Origin of the sequence: Phenylobacterium sp. (assembly GCF_025351295.1) — a bacterium.
GTDB lineage: Bacteria > Pseudomonadota > Alphaproteobacteria > Caulobacterales > Caulobacteraceae > Phenylobacterium.
Window position 1 is genome coordinate 1 of record NZ_JANXWD010000142.1, and the last position, 13508, is coordinate 13508.

General features: G+C 69.4%; 16 protein-coding genes. 2 read left to right on the forward strand and 14 right to left on the reverse strand.

Annotated features, from left to right (window positions below; genetic code table 11):
* Window positions 1-107: 107 nt before the first annotated feature.
* The 13 genes from Q0R13_RS19515 to pyrE all read right to left on the reverse strand — a co-directional run bounded on the left by Q0R13_RS19515 (window position 108) and on the right by pyrE (window position 10264).
* Window positions 108-680 (reverse strand): hypothetical protein, encoded by a 573-nt coding sequence (locus Q0R13_RS19515; protein WP_293907082.1) that lies wholly within the window; start codon window positions 678-680, stop codon window positions 108-110.
* Window positions 681-818: 138 nt separating this feature from the next.
* Window positions 819-1121, reverse strand: a complete 303-nt coding sequence (locus Q0R13_RS19520; RefSeq protein ID WP_293907084.1) for an addiction module antidote protein — start codon at window positions 1119-1121, stop codon at window positions 819-821.
* A 33-nt stretch (window positions 1122-1154) separates the two neighbouring features.
* Window positions 1155-3389, reverse strand: coding sequence for a DNA topoisomerase IV subunit A (parC, locus tag Q0R13_RS19525; protein ID WP_293907086.1), 2235 nt, complete (start codon window positions 3387-3389; stop codon window positions 1155-1157).
* Window positions 3390-3586: 197 nt separating this feature from the next.
* On the reverse strand, window positions 3587-3736 hold the full coding sequence (locus tag Q0R13_RS19530; protein WP_293907088.1) for a hypothetical protein: 150 nt from the start codon (window positions 3734-3736) through the stop codon (window positions 3587-3589).
* A 42-nt stretch (window positions 3737-3778) separates the two neighbouring features.
* Window positions 3779-4510, reverse strand: coding sequence for a DNA repair protein RecO (gene recO, locus Q0R13_RS19535; protein ID WP_293907090.1), 732 nt, complete (start codon window positions 4508-4510; stop codon window positions 3779-3781).
* A gap of 168 nt (window positions 4511-4678) precedes the next feature.
* Entirely contained in the window at window positions 4679-5638 is a 960-nt protein-coding gene (gene era / locus Q0R13_RS19540; RefSeq protein WP_293907092.1) for a GTPase Era, read from the reverse strand.
* A complete protein-coding gene (gene rnc / locus Q0R13_RS19545; RefSeq protein ID WP_293907094.1) occupies window positions 5635-6366 on the reverse strand; it encodes a ribonuclease III in 732 nt (243 codons plus the stop codon). The genes era and rnc overlap by 4 nt, the downstream gene beginning before the upstream one ends.
* 13 nt (window positions 6367-6379) lie before the next feature.
* On the reverse strand, window positions 6380-7162 hold the full coding sequence (gene lepB, locus Q0R13_RS19550) for a signal peptidase I (protein WP_293907096.1): 783 nt from the start codon (window positions 7160-7162) through the stop codon (window positions 6380-6382).
* Window positions 7163-7312: 150 nt separating this feature from the next.
* Window positions 7313-7900 (reverse strand): SRPBCC family protein, encoded by a 588-nt coding sequence (locus Q0R13_RS19555; protein WP_293907098.1) that lies wholly within the window; start codon window positions 7898-7900, stop codon window positions 7313-7315.
* A gap of 39 nt (window positions 7901-7939) precedes the next feature.
* The gene (locus Q0R13_RS19560; RefSeq protein ID WP_293907100.1) at window positions 7940-8275 is read right to left on the reverse strand and encodes a hypothetical protein; all 336 of its coding nucleotides are present in this window, start codon (window positions 8273-8275) and stop codon (window positions 7940-7942) included.
* A gap of 34 nt (window positions 8276-8309) precedes the next feature.
* Window positions 8310-8708: a holo-ACP synthase gene (gene acpS, locus Q0R13_RS19565; protein WP_293907102.1), complete on the reverse strand. Its 399-nt coding sequence runs from the start codon at window positions 8706-8708 to the stop codon at window positions 8310-8312.
* 10 nt (window positions 8709-8718) lie between these two features.
* Entirely contained in the window at window positions 8719-9477 is a 759-nt protein-coding gene (locus Q0R13_RS19570) for a pyridoxine 5'-phosphate synthase (protein WP_293907104.1), read from the reverse strand.
* Between the two features lie 202 nt (window positions 9478-9679).
* A complete protein-coding gene (gene pyrE / locus Q0R13_RS19575; protein WP_293907106.1) occupies window positions 9680-10264 on the reverse strand; it encodes an orotate phosphoribosyltransferase in 585 nt (194 codons plus the stop codon).
* A 185-nt stretch (window positions 10265-10449) separates the two neighbouring features.
* Here pyrE and Q0R13_RS19580 point away from each other — a divergent pair, with 185 nt between their 5' ends.
* Window positions 10450-10917 carry a DUF2141 domain-containing protein gene (locus tag Q0R13_RS19580; RefSeq protein ID WP_293907108.1) on the forward strand — a complete coding sequence of 156 codons (468 nt, stop codon included), beginning with the start codon at window positions 10450-10452 and terminating at the stop codon, window positions 10915-10917.
* Between the two features lie 23 nt (window positions 10918-10940).
* Complete coding sequence (locus Q0R13_RS19585; protein ID WP_293907110.1) at window positions 10941-12656, forward strand: carotenoid oxygenase family protein; 1716 nt, start codon at window positions 10941-10943, stop codon at window positions 12654-12656.
* Window positions 12657-12803: 147 nt separating this feature from the next.
* Here Q0R13_RS19585 and Q0R13_RS19590 read toward each other — a convergent pair whose 3' ends face one another.
* A complete protein-coding gene (locus tag Q0R13_RS19590) occupies window positions 12804-13454 on the reverse strand; it encodes a PEPxxWA-CTERM sorting domain-containing protein (RefSeq protein WP_293907112.1) in 651 nt (216 codons plus the stop codon).
* Window positions 13455-13508 lie beyond the last annotated feature (54 nt).

The window sequence follows — 13508 nt, forward strand, 5'->3', positions numbered from 1 at the left end:
TAAAGTCGCTTCGTGTGACCGGCTGGATTATCGCGGCTCTGCTCGTCTTCTTGATCTTAAAGTGATGCTGGGGGCACCGCTGCTCGATGCCCAGCGCTGGTTAAGCGTCACAAGGAGCGCTTAGCGTCGTAGCCGGAAATGCCGGAGACCATTAGCCGTCCGCCCGTGACGTCGCCGCAGGCAACGGCTCTCGCTAGGGCGCCAAAGCGCTCGCTGCTGAGCGTGATAGAGAAGGCAATGTTATCCGGGACGGTAATATCGCGAAAATCGACATCCGTGGTGTAGGACGAGCCGCTGTACACTTGGCACCCTTCCGGATGCCCGTCGCCAGCGGAGTAGATGCCGATGGTGATGTCTTCGATACGGCGGTCCGTGCCGAACATCGAGTAGGTTTCGCTATAGCCGGCGTCCGTTGCTGGTTGCGGCAGCAGATTTGCGCGGATGAACTCGCGTGAGCGCGGCGTCGGCGCGTCCGGATTGGGAGATGAGTATCTGTCGAGCCAATCCTCGTGGAAGTGCTGCAGATCGTGCATGCCGAAATAGAGCGACCATCCCCAAGGGATTTGTTCAGTCGCTACGCGACCGGGCCCGTCAGCCACCTCATTCAACGACCAGCGGTAAAGGTTCTTGTGTTTGGAGTCCGGGTTGAGAATTACTCGACGATCCAGATGATATTTCACCGAAGTCCCCCATCTCGCCCGTGGGTGAAGCTAGGACCATTTCTGATCTCAGCAAATAGACGGCGGACCGACTGCGTGATGTCCGGCGGGTTTCGGTGACAGTGCATTCAATTCAGTCCCGCGCCTGCACCCGCGCCGTCAAGCTGCCGACGACCTCGCCGCAGGGACCGGCATCAGGCTCAGGCCCAGCGCTTCGGTGACCTTGAGCACGGTTTCCAGTTCGGGCCGCCCCGTTCGCGACAGGGAGGCGTAGATCTGGGATCGGCTGAGCCCGGTCTTCCGCGCCAGTTCGGTCATCCCGTGCGCGCGGGCCGCGACGCCCAGGGCGTCGGCGATCTCGCCGAGGTCGCCGGAGGCGAAGGCGTCGCCGAGGTAGGCGGCGACGGCCTCCAGCGTGTCGAGAAGGGCGGCGGAGTCGTAGGGTGTGGTCTCAAGAGTCATTGTCGATCACCTTCGCGGCCACGGAGGTAAGGGCTACGACTTCGGCCTGAACCGCTTCGACGCCGGGAACCCCTTCGGCGCCAGCTTGCCCGCCCCGGCGCGCTTGCCCAGCCACTCGCGCCATTCCGGCCAGGCGCGGTTACGACCCCCGCTGTCGATCCAGCCCGCGCCCTCCTCCGCCCGGAACGCCATCGCGTCCTTGAGGCCGCCTTCGCGGTAGGCCTGGAGCTTGACGCCCTTGCCTCTGGACATCTCGGGGAGTTCGGCGGTGGGGAAGATGAGGACCTTGTTGTTGTCGCCGATGACGGCCAGGTGGTTGGCGTCGCCCAGGGCGATGCAGGACAGGGCCACGCCGTTGAGGACCTGTTTGCCGGCTCTCCGGAAGGCGATGGCCTCGGCTTCGGGGAGGATGAAGCCGTAGCCGTCCTTGCTGGCCAGGACGCGCCGCGCGCCGGGCTTGTGGACGAAGACGTCGACCAGGCCGACCTTGTCGTCGAGGTCGATCATCAGGCGCAGCGGCTCGCCGTGGCCGCGCGCGCCGGGCAGCTTGTCGCAGGCGAGCGTGAAGAAGCGGCCGTCGCCGGCGAAGATCAGCAGCTTGTCGGTGGTCTCGGCGGGGACCAGGAAGGCCAGCTTGTCGCCCTCCTTGAACTTCAGTTCGGAGGGGTCCTCGACCCGGCCGCGGGCGGCGCGGATCCAGCCGCGGTCGGAGAGGATGACGGTGATCGGCTCGCGCACGATCATCGCCTCCAGGGCGGCCTCGGTGTCGATCTCCGGGGCGTCGGCCAGGGTGGAGCGGCGGATGTTGAGGTCGCCCAGCGCCGCCTTGACGTCGCGCAGGCCGGTGGCGACCAGCTTCCACTGGGCGGGGTCGGAGGCCAGCATGCCCATGATGCCGTCGCGCTCCTCGCTGAGCTCGGCGTGCTCGCGGCGGATCTCCATCTCCTCCAGGCGGGCCAGCTGGCGCAGGCGGGTGTTGAGGATGGCGTCGGCCTGGAGGTCGCTGAGTTCGAAGGTGGCGATCAGGGTCGCCTTGGGCTCGGCCTCGTAGCGGACGATGCGGATCACCTCGTCCAGGTTGAGGTAGGCGATCATCAGGCCGTCCAGGATGTGGAGACGGGCCTCGATCTTCGCCAGACGGTGACGGGCGCGGCGGACCAGCACGTCGCGGCGGTGGGCCAGGAAGGCGGCCAGCGCCTGCCTGAGGCTCATGACGCCGGGCGTGCCGCGGGCGTCCAGGACGTTGAGGTTGACGCTGAAGCGGGTCTCCAGGTCGGAGAGCTTGAACAGGCTCTCCATGAGGACTTCCGCCTCGACGTTGCGCGACTTGGGCTCGAGGACTAGGCGGACGTCCTCGGCGCTCTCGTCGCGGACGTCGCCCAGCAGCGGGGCCTTCTTCAGCTCGATCAGGTTGGCCAGCTGCTCGACCAGGTCGGCCTTCTTCACCTGGTAGGGCACCTCGGTGACGACGATCTGGTACATGCCCTTGCCGAGGTCTTCCCTGAACCAGCGGGCGCGCACCCGCACCCCGCCACGGCCGGTCGCGTAAGTGTCGAGCAAGGACGCGCGCGGCTCGACGATCACCCCGCCGGTGGGGAAGTCGGGACCCTGGACGTGGGCCATCAGGGCCTCGGTGGAGGCGTCCGGCTGGTCGAGCAGCAGCAGGCAGGCGTCGATCAGCTCGGCGGCGTTGTGCGGCGGGATCGACGTCGCCATCCCGACCGCGATGCCGGTGGAGCCATTGGCCAGCAGGTTGGGGAAGCCGGCGGGCAGCACCACGGGCTCGTCGTCGGAGCCGTCATAGGTGGGCTTGAAGTCGACCGCGTCCTCGTCGATCCCCTCCAGCAGCAGGGTGGCGGCGACGGTGAGCTTGGCCTCGGTGTAGCGCATGGCCGCGGCGTTATCGCCATCGATGTTGCCGAAGTTGCCCTGGCCGTCGACCAGCGGATAGCGCTGGGCGAAGGCCTGGGCCATGCGCACCAGGGTGTCGTAGATCGACTGGTCGCCGTGCGGGTGATAGCCGCCCATCACCTCGCCCACCACCTTGGCGCATTTGCGCGCCGCGTTCTCGGGCGAGAGGCGCATCTCGCGCATGGCGTAGAGCACGCGGCGCTGCACGGGCTTGAGGCCATCGCGCACGTCGGGCAGGGCCCGGTCGGTGATAACGGAGAGGGCGTAGGCGAGATAACGGCGGCTGAGGGCCTCGCTGAGCGGCTCGTCGATGATGCGGTCGCCGGGCGGCGGCGGCGGGGCGGTGGTGGTGGCCATGGGGAATCACAAATCCAGTCAGCACTGACTATTAGCGGGCGCACGCGGCCGCGTCAGTGTGGCGTCAGCGCCCCCTCCACCACTTCGTGGTCCCCCTCCCCCGCTAACGCGGGTGAGGAACTGAGAGCGGATAGTTCCTCAGCCGAAGGGGACACTTCGGGGGAGGGGGACCACGACGTGGTGGAGGGGGCGCTGGCTCAGAACGGCAGGGGCTGGAGGTCCGGCTCGACCCATTCGCGGCGGGCCTGGACCGAGAACAGCACGTCGCGAGACCAGTGGGCCAGCAGCCAGTCGGGGCGGCCGTAAGGCGAGGCCAGCAAGGCGGCAAGCGCTTCGCCCAGGGTCACGCCAGGCCGCGTATCCAGCCAGGCGCAGGCGGCGCGAACCCCTTATAGCCGCCCCGCCTCGCGCAGCCGGTCCAGCAGCCACAGCCGGGCCGGCGGCAGGGGGCGGTTGAGGGGATTGAAGATGTAGGCTTCCAGGAAGTGGGCGGTCAGGGCCAGGCCCGCGCCGATGTCGCCTGAGGCCAGGCGGCCCTGGGCGGAGAGCAGGAAGGCCGGCAGGGCCAGCAGGCGGTCCTTGTAGGGCTCGCCGGCGGCGCGGGAGACGGCGCGGCCGGTCCTGGGGCTGACGTAGATCAGGTCGTCGACAGCCCCGGTGGCGGCACATTTCGACAGGTCGAAGCCGAAGCCCAGGTCGGTGAGCAGGCCAGCCTCGAAGCGCACGAAGACCGCCGGCCAGATGTCGGTGTGCGCGAAGGCCTCGGTCAGCGCCTCGAAGGCCAGGAAGGCGCCGGGATGCGGCTCGCGCTCCGGCAGGGCCCCGGCCGCCACCGCGGCGGCGGCGGCGATCCCGGCCAGGGCCAGGGGGTCGTCGAACAGGGCCGAGGGCCCCTCACCCACCGGCTCCAGCGCGGCGGAACCCAGCTGGTCGGAGACCCGAGCGCGGTAGCGGACCAGCACCCGCGCGCCGGCTTGCAGGAACGGCTTCATCCTGCGCGACGCCCCGCCGGCCACGTGGGCGGCATAGCGCCCGTGGCGCGCGGTCAACAGGTCGACGATGGCCCCGGTCTCGCCGTGGGCGCGGGCGGCCAGCACATAGGCGTCGTCCTCGAATTCCATCAGCGCGCTCCTCACCTGTCCCGAAGAGGACGGGGGAGGTGGATCGGCGCGGAACGCGGCGAGACGGAGGGGGCGCAAGGCGGCCGGCGTGGCGCCTGATGCCTCGCGCCCCCTCCGTCGGCTTCGCCGCCACCTCCCCCGCGTTGCGGGGAAGGAGCGAGGCGATGTCTACGCATCGAAATCCAGCCCCACGTTCCCGTAGAACTCGCGCTTGTCGGCCCATTTGTCGTCGACGACGACGTGGAGGAACAGGTGGACCGGGCGGTCCAGCAGTTCGCACAGTTCCTCGCGGGACTTCTGGCCGATCCACTTCAAGGTCTGGCCGCCCTTGCCCAGGATGATCGGGCGCTGGCTGTCGCGTTCGACGTAGATGGTCTGCTCGATGCGGACGCCCCCATCCTTGCGCTCCTCGAACTTGGTGGTGTCGACGGCGGCGGCGTAGGGCAGTTCCTCGTGGACGCGCAGGTAGAGTTTCTCGCGGGTGATCTCGGCGGCCAGCAGGCGGGCGGGGATGTCGGCGGTCTGGTCGGCCGGATAGAGCCAGGGGCTCTCCGGCATCAGGGCGGCCAGGCGCGCCTTAAGGTCGTCGACGCCGGACCCGTCGGCGGCGGAGATCATGAAGACCTCGGAATAGACCCCGGTCTCGAATAGCGTCTGCGACAGCGCCAGCAGGGTGTCGCGGCGCATGCCGTCGATCTTGTTAAGCGCGAGGATCGCCGTCTTGCCCGACGCCTTCAGGCCCGCGACGATGGTCTCGACATCGATGGCGGCCTTGCGGTCGGCGGGGCGGCCCTCCTTGGTGGGGGCGGCCAGGGCGGCGACGCTGTCCACCAGATGGACGATCACCTCGGCGTCCTCGGCCCCGCCCCAGGCGGCGCGGATCATGGCGCGGTCCAGGCGGCGACGCGGCTGGAAGATGCCGGGGGTGTCCACCAGCACGATCTGGGCGTCGCCGGCCATGGCCACGCCGCGCACCGGGAAGCGGGTCGTCTGCACCTTTTGCGTCACGATGGAGACCTTGGCCCCGACCAGGCGGTTGGTCAGGGTCGACTTGCCCGCGTTGGGGGCGCCGATGATGGCGGCGAAGCCGGCGCGGGTAGCGACGGGAGGGGTCTCTGAGGTGGTCATGTTTCGGTCTCGGGTTCGGACTCGCCAGGGGGATTGGGACCCTCGCGCTTGAGCAGCATGGTCTGGGCGGCGGCTTTCTCGGCCGTCTGGCGGGAGCCCCCCTCGCCGCGTTCGGGCTCGAAGCCCTGGACGCGGACCTCGACGGTGAAGACAGGGGCGTGCGGCGGGCCTTCGCGCCCGACGATCGCATAGGCCGGCAGCGGCAGGCCCAACCCCTGCGCCCATTCCTGGAGCTGGGTCTTGGGGTCCTTGGAGCGCGGGGCGTCGATGTCGACGAAGGCCTCCGCCCAGAAGGTCTCGAAGAAGGCCTTGGCCGTCTGCAGGCCGCCGTCGACGTAGAGGGCCGCGATCAGCGCCTCGCAGGCGTCGCCCAGCACCGCGTCGGAGCGGCGCGCGCCCACCTTGCTGGCGCTGGCGGAGAGGCGCAGCGCATCGGGCAGGCCGGCGCGCTCGGCGGCCCGCGCACAGGCGTGATAGTTCACCAGGCTGGCCAGCTTGCGCGACATCTCGCCCTCGCGCGCGTCGGGGTCCAGCGCCATCAGCCGCTCGGCGGCGCACAGGTTCAGCACCCGGTCGCCCAGGAATTCCAGCCGCTCGTTGTGGCGCACGTCGCGCGCGCCGTCGCCGACGCTGGCATGGGTCAGGGCCCGCTCCAGCAGGTCGCGGTCGACGAAGGTATGACCGATCCGGCGTTCGAGCTCGTCGACCGCGGCGGCCCGCTTGTTCATGGGAATGGGGTGTTCACTTGAGGACCTTGAAGAACCGGCTGGGCCGCGCGTCGAGGATCCAGGTCCAGGGCTTGAAGATCGAGGCGTCCGGCTTCCAGCTCAGCAGGATGAGCTGCGCCTTGCCTTCCAGGTTCTCTGCCGGGACATAGCCGACCCCACCCACCGCCGGATTGACCCGGCTGTCGGAGGAGTCATCGCGGTTGTCGCCCATCATGAAATAATAGCCCTCCGGCACCACGAAGACGTCCGTATTGTCCAGCGGGTTGTCGAGGCCGAAATCCTGGGTGGCGTAGGTCTTGCCGCTGTCCAGGCGCTCCTGGAAGCGGTTCACCTGGCGGACCTCGCCACCCGGAAGCTCGGTCCTGGTTGGCGACAGCAGTTCACGCGGGATCAGCTTGTCGTTCACATAGAGCAGGCCCTGACGCATCTGGATCCGGTCGCCGGACACCCCCACCACGCGCTTGACGTAGTCTGTGCGATTGTCGCTGGGCAGCTTGAACACCACGATGTCGCCGCGCTGGGCCTGCCGCTCCAGAATCCGGCCCTGGAAGATCGGCGGGCTGAACGGGATCGAGTGACGCGAATAGCCGTAGCTGAACTTCGACACGATGATGTAGTCGCCCTGATACAGGTTGGGCTCCATCGAAGCCGAGGGAATGGTGAACGGCTGGAAGAAGACCACCCGCAGGACCAGCGCGATCAGCAGGGCGTAGACGACCGTCTTGACGATCTCCACGATCTCCTTGACCGCACTGTTCTTCTCGGGCGCCTGGGCGCCCTGGCCGGCCTGACTCATGCGTGGTCCCTTGCGCCCCGACGTCTCGAAGCGGGTGTTGCCTAGACGGTCCCCGGCGCATGAGCAAGATCGGGGCCCGCGAAGCGAGGGTCCTGAACCCGTCATCCGCTCATCCCCCGCAGGCGGGGATGAGCGGGGATTGGGCGGCCCCTACCCTTTCCACGCCTCGGCGTTGGCCTTGAGATGGCCGAGGCAGGCCCGCATCCACTTGGCGTAGGGGCCGTTGAGGAACGCCGCCTTCAGCAGCGGGCCGCCGAGCGGGCCAAGGAAGCCCGGGAAGCGGTCGCGGCGCAGCTCGAAGCCGTAGGTCCAGCGGATGCGCGTGCGGCGCTCGTCCAGGGCCGCATAGACGAACTCGGCGTGGCCGTAGCGCAGCGGCTTGGCCGTGGCGCTGGTGTAGTTCCAGACCACATAGCGCAGCCGGTGCTCGGTGGGCGTCGCCACCTTCTCAAGCACCTGTTCGACAATGGTCGATCCGTCGGTGAGGAACACCATGTGCCGCGAACCCGGCGCGTCGAAGGCCCCGTGCTCGGTCAGGACGTGCGTGCCCTTCACCCCGGGCAGGCCGCCGGCCTCCTGGATCCAGTCGGCGTGTTCGCTCGCCGCGATCGCGGCCATGACCTGGGCAAGGGGGCGTTCGACGACGATCTCCTCCACCCGGGTGACCAGCTGGTCGTGGCCCAGAGCCGGCGGGTGCGGGGTGTCGATGAATCCCGCCGGCGGTTTCAGTTCGGTCATTTGGGCAGCCCCCCGGCGGTCAAGATCGCGCCGTCGATGTCACTTGATGCGGATCGTCGCCGTGCCCTGGTCGCTGGTGACGTCGAAGGAGTCGCCGGACTTCTTGTCGTGCGGATAGGCCACGCAGGTCACGTTCGGATCGAAGTTGGAGCTGGTGCACAGCTTATCGCCGTCGATCTTCCAGGTCCCGGTGACCTGGCCGTCCAGCGCGGTGAACTTGCCGTCCGGCGTGTAGGTGACGTCGATGTCCATGCCCTGGATGGTCAGCACGATGCCGCGGGTGGTGACTTCCTGCAGGGTGTCGGCGAAGGCCGGCGCGGCGAAGGCCAGGACCGTGGGGGCCAGGACGGCGGCGGCGAGGATCAGTCTGCGCATGGGACTCTCCCGGATGATGCGCGGGAAGCTTACTCTACTCGGGCAGCGCCTCAATGATCACGAAGGCCTGGGCGTAGGGGTGGTCATCGGTGAGGCTGAGGTGGATGACCGCCTTCATGCCGGGCGGGGTCATCTGCTTTAGCCGTTCCGCCGCGCCGCCGGTGAGCGCCATGGTGGGCTGGCCGGAGCGCAGGTTGATCACCCCCATGTCGCGCCAGAACACGCCGCGCCGCATGCCGGTGCCCAGCGCCTTGGCGCAGGCCTCCTTGGCGGCGAAGCGCTTGGCGTAGCTGGCGGCGGCGTCGGCCTTGCGCTCGGATCGGCTGCGTTCGAGCTCGGTGAACACCCGCTGGCGGAACCGGTCCCCGAACCGGTCGAGGCTGGCCTGGATGCGGCGGATGTCGGAGAGGTCGGAGCCCAGGCCGAGGATCACTTGAACACCGTCATGCTGCGCGGGTTGCTCTCGCTTCGTCCATCAGCGCCCGCATCCGGGCGATCGCCGGGCCGAGGCCGATGAAGATCGCCTCGCCGATCAGGAAGTGGCCGATATTCAGTTCCATGAGCTCGGGGATCGCCGCGATGGGCTTGACGGTCTCGTAGTCGATGCCGTGGCCGGCGTGGACCTCCAGGCCCAGCTCGGCGGCCTGGGCGGCGGCGGCCTTGAGGTTGCGCAGCAGGGCCTGCGCCTGCGGACGCTTTTCGCGCACCGCCTCGCAGTACGCGCCGGTGTGCAGCTCGATCACCTGGACGCCGGCGGCCTTGGCGGCGGCGACCTGGACCGGGTCGGCGTCGATGAACGCCGAGACGCGGATTCCCGCTTGAACAAGCCTTTGCACAACGGGCGCGATGGTGTTGTGGCCACGCGCGACGTCGAGGCCGCCCTCGGTGGTCACTTCCTCGCGGCGTTCGGGCACCAGGCAGGCGGCGTGCGGGCGGTGGGCGAGCGCGATGGCTTCCATCTCGGTGGTGACCGCCATCTCGAAGTTGAGCGGGCGGCCGCGGCGCCGTGTGATGACGGCCAGCGCATCGATGTCGGCGTCGGAGATGTGGCGGCGATCCTCCCGCAGGTGCGCGGTGATGCCGTCGGCGCCGGCGGCCAGCGCCATCTCGGCGGCGCGCACGGGGTCGGGATAGCCCTCGCCGCGCGCGTTCCGCACCGTGGCGACGTGGTCGATGTTCACGCCGAGGCGGAGACGGGTCATGTGCACACTCCGCTCATCTCAAGGCTGTCATCCCGGTTTCGGCGCAGCCGAAGACCGGGACCCATGATCGCCCAAGTCCGAGGGACGTCCCCGAGGGCGAGCGCCGCGAACTCGCCCTTAGCCCTGGGTGCTCGTGGATCCCGGTCTTTCGCGTGCCGCGAAAACCGGGATGACACTGGGGGGGTGGGTGGCGTGGTTGAGGTCATGCCCGCAGCCTCTTGGAGCCCGGTTCCTCGGCCGGGAGGGCGGCGAGCTCGGGGGGGATCTCGTTCGCGGCGTAGGAGGGCACGTCGACGGTGGCGAGCGCCACCAGGGGCCAGCCGACGTCGGCCTTGCCGCCCGAGCGGTCGACGATGCAGGCGCAGCCCAGGATCACCCCGCCGGCCGCCTCGATGGGCGCAACGGCCTCGCGGAACGAGCCGCCGGTGGTGATCACGTCCTCGATCACCACGACCTTCGCGCCGGGTTCGATCCGGAAGGCGCGGCGCAGCTTGAAGCCGCCGTCCTCCCTCTCGACGAACATCGAGGGCACACCCAGCCAGCGGGCGGTCTCGTAGCCCGGGATGATCGCCCCGACCGCCGGGGAGACGATCAGGTCGGGCTTGCCGAACCGGGCCTCGATCCTGGCGGCCAGCGCCTTGCAGAGCCGCTCGGTGCGCTCGGCGTACTGGAAGACCAGGTTCTTCTGCAGGAACATCGCGCTGTGGCGGCCCGAGGCCAGGATGAAATGGCCTTCGCGCAGCGCGCCGGCGCCGCGGAACTCGTCGAGGACGTCTTCGGTATTCATGGAGGGGGAGATAATGCCGTTTCGGCCCGGTCGGAACCCGCTTCTTCACCATCGCCGTTCGCGAAGCGCCAACGGGCCCCGCGACCGTCCGCGAAGTCCTGGCGGCGATCCACGAGTCCGCCGGGACAGCGCGGCGCGGCGAAACTAGGTTCAGGCCATCGAGATCGACTCACAGGAAACGCCCCATGCCCGCCCTGTCCCAGGCCCGCCGCGCCGCCCTCGCCCACATCCTGTCGATCGCCCTGGCCGGCGCCGCGCTGATCGCCGCGCCGGACGCCCGCGCCGCCGACACGGCAACGCTGAACGTGGTGTTCAAGGGCATCAGGACGCCCACCGGGGCGGTCATGATGACCCTGGCCGGCAGCGAAGCCGCCTATGGCGACAAGGCGCCGGCCGCCGGTCAGGCGGTGCTCAAGGTCGAGGGCGCCGAGGTGACCGCCACATTCAACGGCCTGCCCCCAGGGCGCTATGCGGTTAAGGCGTTCCATGACGTCAACGGCGACGGCAAGATGGGCCAGAACCCGTTCGGGATCCCGACCGAGCCCTTCGCCTTCTCCAATGGCGCGCGCGCGGTCATGGGGCCGCCAACCTGGGATGCCGCCAGCTTCGAGGTAACGGCCGGCGCCAATACCCAGACCATCGAGATCGACTGACCCTCTGCGACCGGAGATCCGCTATGCACCGCCGCCATCTGCTGCAGACCTTCGCCGCCGCCACGGTAGTCGGAGGCTTCGCCCCCGAGATCGCCCAGGCGGCCGCCCAGCTCAGCCGTGGCGCCGCCGCCGGGTTGGACTGGCGGCTGGGGTTCGCCGACCTGGACGCCGACCTCGCGCCCGCACCGATGCCGCGCGTGCAGGGCCGCGCGCCGGCGGGCCTGGCCGGCAGCCTCTACCGCAATGGGCCGGGTAAGTTCCACCGGCCGGGCGGATCGGTGGGCCACTGGTTCGACGGCGACGGCCTGATGCGCGCATTCCGGGTTTCCGGCGGCGAGGCGGCCCTGGCGGCGCGCTTCATCGACACCGCCAAGCGGCGGACCGACATCGCCGCCGGCGCGGTGGTGACGCCGGGCTTCGGCACCCCCGCGCGGCCGGGGGCCCAGGTCGGCAACAACGACGACGCCAACGCCGCCAACATCTCGGTCATGCCGGCCGGCGGCGAGCTGTGGGCGCTGTGGGAGGCCGGCTCGCCGATCGCCGTGGATCCGAAGGACCTCAGCACCAAGGGGGTCCGCACCCTGCGACCGGACCTGGCGCACATGCCGTTCCTGGCCCACCCGCGACCGGAGCCGGGGGGCGAGGTGTGGAATCTGGGTGTTTCCGGCGCCAAGGCCATCGTCTGGCGGCTGGCGGCCGACGGGTCGGTGATCTCCGCCGACCTCACCGACCTGCCCATGGCCAGCTACGTCCACGACTTCAGCGCCACCGCCCGCAGCCTGATCGTGATCCTGCAGCCCTGGGTGCAGGACCACATGAGCATGCCCTATGGCGACAGCTTCCGCTGGAAGCCCGAGCTGGGGGTCAAGGTGCTGGTGCTGGACAAGGCCGACCTGAGCCGGCGGCGGATCTACGACCTGCCGCCGTTCTTCGCATTCCACTATGGCGCGGGCTGGGAGGAGGCTGACGGCACGATCCGCTTCGCGGGCTGCCTGGCGCCGGACGCCAGCTTCGCGACCCAGAACGGCCGAAGCCTGATGCAGGGGGTCTGGACCCCGGAGCCGAGCCCCGGCCTGGCGCTGATCACCCTGCCCCCCGGCGGCGGCGGCCCGGCGCGGATCGAGCGGACCGGCGTGACGGCCGAGTTCCCGCGCTCGGACGCGCGGTTCGCGGGTGTGGCCCAGCGCTACACGGTCCACGCCACCGGCGGGGCCAACGACGGGCCGCTGTTCCACGGCCTGGCGGTGCACGACTGGAAGACCGGGCGCAGCGACAGCTTCCAGTTCGGGCCCTCGCACCTGGTCGAGGAGGCGGTGTTCACCCCAAGGCCCGGCGGCGCGGAGGAGCTGGACGGCTGGCTGCTGGCGCCAGCGTCAACCTGGCAGCCCGGGCCACGGAGCTGCACGTGTTCGACGCCCGCCATGTGGCCGACGGCCCGCTCTGCACCTGGCGCGCCGCCCGCGCCCTGCCGGTCAGTCTGCATGGGGTGTTCGTGGCCGCTTAAGGCGCTGAGTGAACGGCCACGCCTCGGCGTTCGACGCCAAGCCCGCCATGGCAGATGCCCGCGGTCCCGGGCTGAGTGGAATAGGGCGCTCCCGCCTTTCCTCCCTATGGATGTCATCCCGGTTTCGCCGCAGGCGAAGACCGGGATCCACGACCGGACGCGGCGGCACGGCGACAGCGAAATGCCCGAGCTTGAGGGTGGGTCCCGGTCTTTGGCTGCGGCGAAACCGGGATGACATCGTTGGGAGGATCGGCGGGTGACGTTTGGCAGCGCTCGATCCGGCTTCGCCGGGCGATCATGAGGGCGCGCGCAATGCTGCGCCGAAACGGAAAACGCCGCCGGGATGAACCGGCGGCGTCCGAGGTGCTGACGGTGTTGCGGATCAGGCGATGAGCGCCAGACTGCGGCGGCGGCGCAGCGCCGTACCGGCCAGGCCGAAGCCGCCGATCATCAGGGCCCAGGCGGCCGGTTCGGGGGCCCCGCTGCCGACGTTCATCGAGGTGACCAGCATGTGGTCGGCAAAGCCCCCCTGGGTGGTGAGCTCGAAGAAGGAGGTGCCGTTTGGCGCTGTGGCGCCGAGCTCGCTCGCAACGGCGTCCGGGGAGCCAGCGAACAGATTGAAATCGCCGCCGGCGCCATCGCCGCACTCGCCGGTCGAGACGCCGTAGGCACAGCCATTGGTTTGGAGTTGGCCGATCAGCTCATGGGTGAGGTCGAGCGGCGAGATCGAATGGAAGACGAACCCTCGGAAGTCGGCCAGTCCGAAGTGACCGTTGCCGGAGCTGGCGCCGGTGATGTCCACGCCCACGTCGACGACCCCCGAGCCGGGGAGCAGATGGATATCGCCGGGCGACGCGTCCGGCAGGATGTTGCTGTCGAAGGTGATGAAGCCGCTGGCCCTGGCGTCGTTTCCGAAGCTTGCGCCGCTCCACTTCACGTTCAGCTTCACGATCGTCGTGACCAGAGCGGCCTGGGCCAGCGAGGCCGCACCCAGGGTTACGGCCAGCACGGCCGCGAAGATCATCTTGCGCATTTGCAGTCCCCCAAAACCCCGCGCAGCCCCGCGCGTTCTGTCTATTCAGAAATA

Coding starts and splice junctions, on each gene's coding strand:
- recO (WP_293907090.1), bottom strand. CDS start 4,510: ATGGAATTCGAGGACGACGCCTATGTGCTGGCCGCCCGCGCCCACGGC.
- pyrE (WP_293907106.1), bottom strand. CDS start 10,264: ATGAATACCGAAGACGTCCTCGACGAGTTCCGCGGCGCCGGCGCGCTG.
- parC (WP_293907086.1), bottom strand. CDS start 3,389: ATGGCCACCACCACCGCCCCGCCGCCGCCGCCCGGCGACCGCATCATC.
- lepB (WP_293907096.1), bottom strand. CDS start 7,162: ATGAGTCAGGCCGGCCAGGGCGCCCAGGCGCCCGAGAAGAACAGTGCG.
- Q0R13_RS19580 (WP_293907108.1), top strand. CDS start 10,450: ATGCCCGCCCTGTCCCAGGCCCGCCGCGCCGCCCTCGCCCACATCCTG.
- Q0R13_RS19560 (WP_293907100.1), bottom strand. CDS start 8,275: ATGCGCAGACTGATCCTCGCCGCCGCCGTCCTGGCCCCCACGGTCCTG.
- Q0R13_RS19585 (WP_293907110.1), top strand. CDS start 10,941: ATGCACCGCCGCCATCTGCTGCAGACCTTCGCCGCCGCCACGGTAGTC.
- Q0R13_RS19520 (WP_293907084.1), bottom strand. CDS start 1,121: ATGACTCTTGAGACCACACCCTACGACTCCGCCGCCCTTCTCGACACG.
- Q0R13_RS19555 (WP_293907098.1), bottom strand. CDS start 7,900: ATGACCGAACTGAAACCGCCGGCGGGATTCATCGACACCCCGCACCCG.
- Q0R13_RS19570 (WP_293907104.1), bottom strand. CDS start 9,477: ATGACCCGTCTCCGCCTCGGCGTGAACATCGACCACGTCGCCACGGTG.
- rnc (WP_293907094.1), bottom strand. CDS start 6,366: ATGAACAAGCGGGCCGCCGCGGTCGACGAGCTCGAACGCCGGATCGGT.
- Q0R13_RS19590 (WP_293907112.1), bottom strand. CDS start 13,454: ATGCGCAAGATGATCTTCGCGGCCGTGCTGGCCGTAACCCTGGGTGCG.
- era (WP_293907092.1), bottom strand. CDS start 5,638: ATGACCACCTCAGAGACCCCTCCCGTCGCTACCCGCGCCGGCTTCGCC.